Annotated in this window: 5 protein-coding genes; 2 read left to right on the top strand and 3 right to left on the bottom strand. The window is 72.0% G+C overall.

What is annotated here, in order from left to right; all coding sequences use genetic code 11:
* Positions 1–224: 224 nt before the first annotated feature.
* Positions 225–1,199: a peptidoglycan editing factor PgeF gene (pgeF, locus tag HNR28_RS05910; protein ID WP_052355828.1), complete on the bottom strand. Its 975-nt coding sequence runs from the start codon at positions 1,197–1,199 to the stop codon at positions 225–227.
* Complete coding sequence (locus tag HNR28_RS05905; protein WP_043683495.1) at positions 1,180–2,157, bottom strand: RluA family pseudouridine synthase; 978 nt, start codon at positions 2,155–2,157, stop codon at positions 1,180–1,182. Before HNR28_RS05905 ends, pgeF begins: the two co-directional genes overlap by 20 nt.
* A 112-nt stretch (positions 2,158–2,269) precedes the next feature.
* On the opposite strand from HNR28_RS05905, the gene HNR28_RS05900 reads away from it, so the two are divergent.
* Complete coding sequence (locus HNR28_RS05900; protein ID WP_173424593.1) at positions 2,270–3,052, top strand: outer membrane protein assembly factor BamD; 783 nt, start codon at positions 2,270–2,272, stop codon at positions 3,050–3,052.
* Positions 3,053–3,096: 44 nt separating this feature from the next.
* On the opposite strand, the gene HNR28_RS05895 is transcribed toward HNR28_RS05900, so the two are convergent.
* The gene (locus HNR28_RS05895) at positions 3,097–5,097 is read right to left on the bottom strand and encodes an ATP-dependent DNA helicase (RefSeq protein ID WP_043683501.1); all 2,001 of its coding nucleotides are present in this window, start codon (positions 5,095–5,097) and stop codon (positions 3,097–3,099) included.
* 118 nt (positions 5,098–5,215) lie between these two features.
* Here HNR28_RS05895 and HNR28_RS05890 point away from each other — a divergent pair, with 118 nt between their 5' ends.
* Positions 5,216–7,591 carry a Tex family protein gene (locus HNR28_RS05890; RefSeq protein WP_043683504.1) on the top strand — a complete coding sequence of 792 codons (2,376 nt, stop codon included), beginning with the start codon at positions 5,216–5,218 and terminating at the stop codon, positions 7,589–7,591.
* Positions 7,592–7,633 lie beyond the last annotated feature (42 nt).

Raw genomic sequence — 7,633 nt, 5'->3', positions numbered from 1 at the left:
ACTCGGCTTCTTGCATGGATGATCCCTCCTGATGTGATCATGAAGGGGTCAGTTCTCCATGTCGCCAGGGGGTCAGTTTGTCATGTCGCCTGACACCCCGAAACGACCCGGGACCTTTCGTTCGTCTATTCTGTCATTGTGGCAAATTGCGTCAATTCGGGTAAGTCGCTAGCCCGAATAGAGCGCATGCCGGAGCCGGCGTGGGTCAAAATAACGGCCCTCCTCTATGTCCACCTCGCGCCTTGCAAGGCACCCGGATCCGTCAGGCACGCCAGCGTCGCCTGGCGGCCCGATCCGGGATCGCGGCGATGGGAAAAATACCGGTCCGCCCGCGTCCAGGTGCATTCTCCGCTCGCCTCCACCCGTTCGACGCCGGCGCGCAGCAGCCGGGCGCGCGCCAGGCCGGCCAGGTCGGCCAGCCATCGAGGCCCCCACGCCGCGCAGCCTTCGGCCGCTTGCATCCACCTCGCGGCCTGCATGCCGCTCGGATTCACCAGGCGCAGGCCAGTCCGCAGAGACTGCTCCGCGTCCAGGCCCATTCCCCCGGAGGGGCGCTTTTTGCCTTGGGGCGGCCCAGCGGCAAAAAGACCGCGATCCGGCTGGAAAACGAAGCAGGCCGCCAGCCCCGGGTCCTGGTCCAGGAAGGCGTCCCGCACTTCCGCGCCGACCTGGAAGGCGGCGGGACCGATGCCCGGGCCGATCCAGGCGCGCCAGCCGTGCGCCGCAGGCGCCCGGCGGCGCATCGCGGCCAGCGTATTTTCCAGCACCCCGGCCGCCAGCCCGCGCCAGCCCGCGTGGGCCACGCCCAGCACGGTGCCGGCCTCGTCGGCCAGCACCACCGGCAGGCAGTCGGCGGTCATGATCGCCAGGGGACGGCCGCGCCGGGTCGTCACGGCGGCGTCGGCGCGGGGGGCGGGTCCGGCCGCGGCGTCCTCCGGCGCGGCATCGGCGTCGAACACGTCGGTGCCGTGCACCTGCTCCAGCCAGAGCGGATCTCCCGGCAGGGCGCGCCGCAGCCGCAGGCGGTTTTCCCGCACGGCCAGCGGATCATCGCCGACGTGCAGGCCCAGGTTCAGGCTGTCGCGGGGCGGCAGGCTCACGCCGCCGACGCGCCAGGTCGAGAAATAGCGCACGCCGGGCCAGGGCTCGCCCGTGACGCCGCGCAGGCCGGGGGCCGGTTCAAGCACGCTCGTCGCCATCGCCGTCCCAGAGGATGCCGTCGAGCACGCGGCGGAAGTCGTCCGGCGGCTCCGCCGTGAAGGCGCAGGGCCGTCCGCTGGCGGGGTCGTCGAAGCCCAGGGCGCGCGCATGCAGCATCTGGCGCCCGGCGCCGGCTTCGTGCCGGCCGCCGTACAGGGTGTCGCCCAGCAAGGGATGGCGCAAGCGGGCCATGTGGACGCGGATCTGGTGGGTGCGGCCGGTTTCCAGGCGGCACAGCACGCGGGACACGACGGTCCCGCCGCAATGGCCGACGCCCAGCGATTCGTAGTGGGTGACGGCGGGCTTGGGCGCCACCGGGCGGTCGGCGCTCATGCGCACCGGCACCCGGGCGTCGCGCCCGATGGGCGCATCCACCGTGCCGCGCCCCGCCAGCGCGCCGTGCACCAGCGCGCAGTATTCGCGCCTGACCGTGCGCGCCTGGAGCTGGCGCACCAGTTGCGTCTGGGCGGTCTCGGTGCGGGCCACGACCAGCAGGCCGGAGGTGTCCTTGTCCAGCCGGTGGACGATGCCCGCGCGCGCCACGCGGGCCAGTTCGGGGTAGCGGAACAGCAGGCCGTTGAGCAGCGTGCCGTGCCAGTTGCCCGCGCCCGGGTGCGTCACCAGGCCGGCGGGCTTGTCCACCACGATCCAGTCGGGCGCGTCGGCCACGACGCGGAAGGCGACGTCCTCGGGCACGAAGGCCTGGTCCTCGGGGGCCTGCTGGGGCCAGACCCGGATGAGGGCGCCGGGCCCCACCCGGGTGCGCACCTTGCCCACGGCGCCATCGACCTCGACGTGGCCGTCCTCGATCCAGGCTTGCAGGCGGCTGCGCGAATGCTGCGGCATCAGGCGGGCGAGCGTCTTGTCCAGCCGGTCCGGCAGGACGTCCAGCGGCAGCTGGAAAACCTCGGGCGCGTCGGGGCCAGTGTCTTCGGTGGCGATATCCGTGTACGGCATGGCGACTAATCATATAATCTGCCGACAATGCTAACACCTTGACCAAGGACGCCCCGTGGCCGCGCATGCCCCCGTTTTCCCGAAAGCCCTGTCAACCCATGTCCGGCTGATCCTGGCTTGCCTGTGCATGGCCCTCGCGGCGGGCTGCAGCTCGACCAAGACCAACGTCGACCCGACCGCCGGCTGGAGCGCGGAACGCCTCTACAGCCAGGCCCGCACGGACATCAGTTCGGGCAACTGGTCCGAAGCCCGCAAGAATCTGGAAGCCCTGGAAGCCCGCTATCCCTTCGGCATCTATGCGCAGCAATCCCTGATCGACCAGGCCTACGTCAACTGGAAGGACGAGGAACCCGAGCAGGCCAAGGCCGCGATCGACCGCTTCATGCAGCAGTACCCCAACCATCCCGGCACGGACTACATGCTGTACCTGAAGGGCATGATCACCTTCACGCCGCCCAGCGCCGTGCTGTCGAACTTCACGCGCCAGGACCCCAGCGAACGCGATCCCAAGGGCCTGCGCGAATCCTACGAAGCCTTCAACGAACTGATCAAGCGCTACCCCGACAGCCGCTACACGCCCGACGCCCGCAAGCGCGCCGCCTGGCTGGTCAACACCATCGCCGAAAACGAAGTCCACATCGCCCAGTACTACTACGAGCGCGGCGCCTACGTGGCGGCGGCCAACCGCGCCCAGACCGTGGTCACCGACTTCGAGGGCGTGCCCGTCGCGGAAAAGGCCCTCTACCTGATGATGCTGAGCTACGACAAGCTCAACCTGCCGGAACTGCGCGACGACGCCAAGCGCGTGCTGGACAAGAATTTCCCGGACAGCAAGTACTACAAGCAGGGCCTGGACGAGCCCGTCAACCGCTGGAACCCCATCAACTGGTTCTGACGCGAAGCCACTGGTTCTGACGCCGGCCCGCCGCCGGGCGCGGCTCAGGCCCCCGCGACATCCTGCCCGGCCGGCTCCCGCCGGCCGGGCGGATGGCCCAGGAAATCCAGGGCCACCTCGGCGTCCCGGGTGCGGGCGAAGGGCGGCAGCCCCTGCCACAGCAGCCGCCCGTAGGGCTTGTCCACCAGGCGCCCGTCGCCCACCACCAGCACCCCCCAGTCGGTCTCGGACCGGATCAGGCGCCCGGCGCCCTGCTTGAGCAGCAGCGCCGCCTGCGGCAGCTGGTATTCCATGAAGGGATTGCCGCCCTCGGCGCGGCAGGCGTTCAGGCGCGCCTCCAGCACCGGATCGTCGGGCGGGGCGAACGGCAGCTTGTCGATCGCCACCAGGGTCAGCGCGTCGCCCGGCACGTCGATGCCTTCCCAGAAACTGGTGCTGCCCACCAGCACCGCGTTGCCGGCCGCGCGGAAGCGTTCCAGCAGCACGCCGCGCGAGGCCTCGCCCTGGCGCATCACCGGCCGGTCCGAGGCCAGCATGCCGCGCAGCAGGACGTCGGCCACCCGGTCGACCGCGCGCAGGGTGGTGCACAGCACCAGCACGCCGCCCGCGCAGGCGTCCACCAGCGGCAGCAGGGCGCGCGCGAACGCGTCCGTGAAGCCGGGGTCGCCCGGCCAGGGCAAGGCGCGCGGCACGTACAGCAGCCCCTGCGCCGGATAGTCGAAGGGCGAGGCCCAGCTGCGCGTCTCGGCGTCCGCCAGCCCCAGCTGGCGCTGGAAATGCTGGAAATCGCCGCGCACCGACAGGGTGGCCGAGGCCAGCACCCAGGACTGGCCCGGCCGCCGGAACCCGGAAAAGATGCGCGCCACCGACAGGGGCGCGCGCTGCAGCCGCACCGAGTGCGCGCTGTGCTCGATCCAGCGCACGGCGGCCTGGTCCTCGGTTTCCGCTTCGCCGCGGGCCGGATGGGCCCATTGCCACAGGCGGGCCCGCAGGGTGCGGGCGGTCCGGGCGGCCGCCGCCAGGTCCGGGTGGCGCTCCTCCTGGGTGCCCAGGGATTCGGTCAGCCCGTCCAGCGCCTGCGCCAGGCGGTCGAGGGACTGGTCGAAGGCCTCGGGCTCGGGGATCTGATCAAAGGTCGCCCGGCCGCCCGGCAGCTTGCCCACCGGGGCGCTGACCAGGCGCAGGTCGCGCGCGGCGGCGTCCAGGGCCTGGCACAGCTCGCTCCAGCGGACGGTTTCACGCGCATGGGCCAGCCCGGCCGCTTCCGCCTGGCGGGCGCAGTCCAGCACCTGGTGCAGCGACAGGCTCTGCCCCAGGAAACGGGTGGCGGTGTCGGGCAGCTGGTGCGCCTCGTCGAAGACCACCAGCCGGGTCTCGGGCAGCAGGTCGGTGATGCCTTCTTCCCGCAGCGCCAGGTCCGCCATGAACAGGGCGTGGTTGACCACCACCACGTCGGCCTCCTGGGCATGGCGGCGCGCCTTCAGCAGGAAGCAGTCGCGCACGTGGGGGCAGTCCTGGCCCAGGCAGTTTTCCCGGGTGGAAGTCACGCGGCTCCAGATGTCGGCGGTTTCCGGCACCTCGGGCAGGTCGGCGCGGTCGCCGCTGCCGCTCTCGCGCACGAAGCGGCGGATGGCGCGCAGCTGGGAGATCTCGTCGCGCGACTTCAGGGCGCGCTCGTCCTGCTCCAGGCGTTCCAGGTGGTAGTGGCAGACGTAGTTGCCGCGCCCCTTGAGCAGCGCCACGTCCACCGGCAGGGCCAGCGCGGCGCGCAGGCGCGGGATGTCGCGGCGGAACAGCTGGTCCTGCAGGGTGCGGGTGCCGGTGGACACCAGCACCTTGCCGCCCGAGAGGAAGGCGGGCGCCAGGTAGGCCCAGGTCTTGCCCGTGCCGGTGCCGGCCTCGGCGATCAGCACGCCGCCGCTGTCGAGCGTGTCGCGGATGGCCTCGGAAAGCTCCAGCTGGGCCGCGCGCGGCACGTAGCCCGGCAGCTGGCGGACCAGCGGGCCGTCGGGGCCGAAGAGGTCGGCGAGGTCATCGGAAAACATGGCGCGGGCACGGCGTGGATAGGGTTCGACCCCCGGATGATACGCCACGCATCCCGGTCCGGCGGGCCGGGTGTGGCAAAATGCGCCGCTTGTACCGGTACTTTGCTTTGCGATATCCATGACTCAGACCAGCCCCGACTCCCAGACCCATGCCGTCGATCCCGCCCGCATCCTGCGGCTGCTGACGGCGGAACTCGACGCGCGGCCCGCCCAGGTCGCGGCCGCCGTGGACCTGCTGGACTCCGGCGCCACGGTGCCCTTCATCGCCCGCTACCGCAAGGAAGCCACCGGCGGGCTGGACGACACGGTGCTGCGCCAGCTGGAAGTGCGCCTGCTCTACATCCGCGAGCTGGAAGGCCGCCGTGTGGCGATCCTGGACTCCATCGCCGGACAGGGCAAGCTGGATGACGCCCTGCGCACGCAGATCCTGGAGGCCGACAGCAAGCAGCGGCTGGAGGACCTGTACGCCCCCTACAAGCCGAAGCGGCGCACGCGCGCCCAGATCGCCCGCGAGGCGGGCCTGGAGCCCCTGGCCGACGCCCTGCTGGCCGATCCCGCGGCCGAACCCGAGGTCCTGGCGGCCGGCTACCTGAACCCCGAGGCCGGCTTCGAGGACGCGCGCGCGGCCCTGAACGGCGCGCGCGACATCCTGGCCGAGCGCTTCGCGGAAAACGCCACGCTGCTCGACACGCTGCGCACGGAGCTCTGGAACACCGGCCGGATCACCGCCCAGGTCGTGGCGGGCAAGGAGACCGAGGGCGCGAACTTCCGCGACTGGTTCGACTTCAGCGAAAGCCTGCGCACCCTGCCCTCGCACCGCATCCTGGCGTTGCTGCGCGGCCGCCAGCAGGGCATCCTGGACCTGCGCCTGGGGCTGGACCCCGAACGCGAGGCCGAAACCCCGCACCCCTTCGTGGCGCGCGTGGCCGACATCCTGGACCTGGACGCGCGCTTCGACGCCCGCGCCACCCCGCGCCAGCACTGGCTGGCCGAAGTCTGCCGCTGGACCTGGCGGGTCAAGCTGCTGACCGGCTTCGAGACCGAGCTGATCGGCCGGCTGCGCGAAACGGCCGAGGCCGAGGCGATCCGCGTGTTCGCCGCCAACCTGAAGGACCTGCTGCTGGCAGCGCCCGCCGGCCCGAAGGCCGTGCTGGGCCTGGACCCCGGCATCCGCACGGGCGTCAAGGCCGCCGCCATCGACGCCACCGGCAAGCTGCTGGAGACCGCCACGATCTACCCCTTCGAGCCGCGCCGCGACGTCGAGGGCAGCCTGCGCACCCTGGCCGCGCTGGTCGCGCGCCACCGCATCGGGCTGGTGGCCATCGGCAACGGCACCGCCTCGCGCGAGACCGAGCGCCTGGTCGCCACGCTGCGCGAGCGCCACCCCGAACTGGCCTTCGAGCGCGTGGTCGTGTCCGAGGCCGGCGCCTCGGTCTATTCGGCCTCCGAGCTGGCGGCCCAGGAATTCCCCGAGCTGGACGTCAGCCTGCGCGGCGCGGTCTCCATCGCCCGCCGCCTGCAGGATCCGCTGGCCGAACTGGTGAAGATCGAGCCCAAGGCCATCGGCGTGGGCCAGTACCAGCACGACGTCAACCAGCGCGAGCTGGCGCGCTCCCTGGACGCGGTGGTCGAGGACTGCGTGAACGCCGTCGGCGTGGACGTGAACACGGCCTCGGCGCCGCTGCTGACGCGCGTGTCCGGGCTGAACCAGTCCCTGGCGCGCAACATCGTCCAGTGGCGCGAGGCGCACGGCGCCTTCCGCAACCGCCAGGCGCTGCGCGACGTGCCCCGCTTCGGCGACAAGGCCTTCGAGCAGGCGGCCGGCTTCCTGCGCATCCCGGGCTCCGACAATCCGCTGGACGCCTCGGCCGTGCACCCGGAAGCCTACCCCGTGGTCGAGCGCATCCTGCACAAGATCGGCCGGCCCGCCACGGCGGTGATGGGCCATGCCGATTCCCTGAAAGGCCTGTCCCCGGCGGACTTCACCGACGAGCGCTTCGGCCTGCCCACGGTGCGCGACATCTTCGCGGAACTGGAAAAACCAGGCCGCGACCCGCGCCCCGAGTTCAAGACGGCGACATTCAAGGAAGGCATCCACGACATCAAGGACCTGGCGCCCGGCATGGTCCTCGAAGGCGTGGTCAGCAACGTCGCCAATTTCGGCGCCTTCGTGGACATCGGCGTGCACCAGGACGGCCTGGTGCACGTGTCCGCCCTGGCCGACAGGTTCGTCAAGGACCCGCGCGACGTGGTGCGCGTGGGCCAGACGGTGCAGGTGCGCGTGCTGGAGGTGGACGTGGCGCGCAAGCGCATCGCCCTGAGCATGCGCAAGGACGATCCGGAGCCGCGCGCCGCGGGCGGCGCGGCCGGCGCCGCCGCCGGCAACGGCCGGCCGGGCGGGCGCGGCGGCCCGCGCGGCGGACGGCCCGACCGGCCCGCCGCCGCGCCCCAGGGCGCCATGGCCGAAGCCTTCGCGCGGCTGAAAAAGGGCTGAGTCCGCATACGGGACGGTCCCCGGCGGGCCGTCCCGTGCCGG

Origin of the sequence: Castellaniella defragrans (assembly GCF_014203015.1) — a bacterium.
Lineage (GTDB): Bacteria > Pseudomonadota > Gammaproteobacteria > Burkholderiales > Burkholderiaceae_B > Castellaniella > Castellaniella defragrans.
This window is presented reverse-complemented; position numbering and strand designations above follow the sequence as displayed.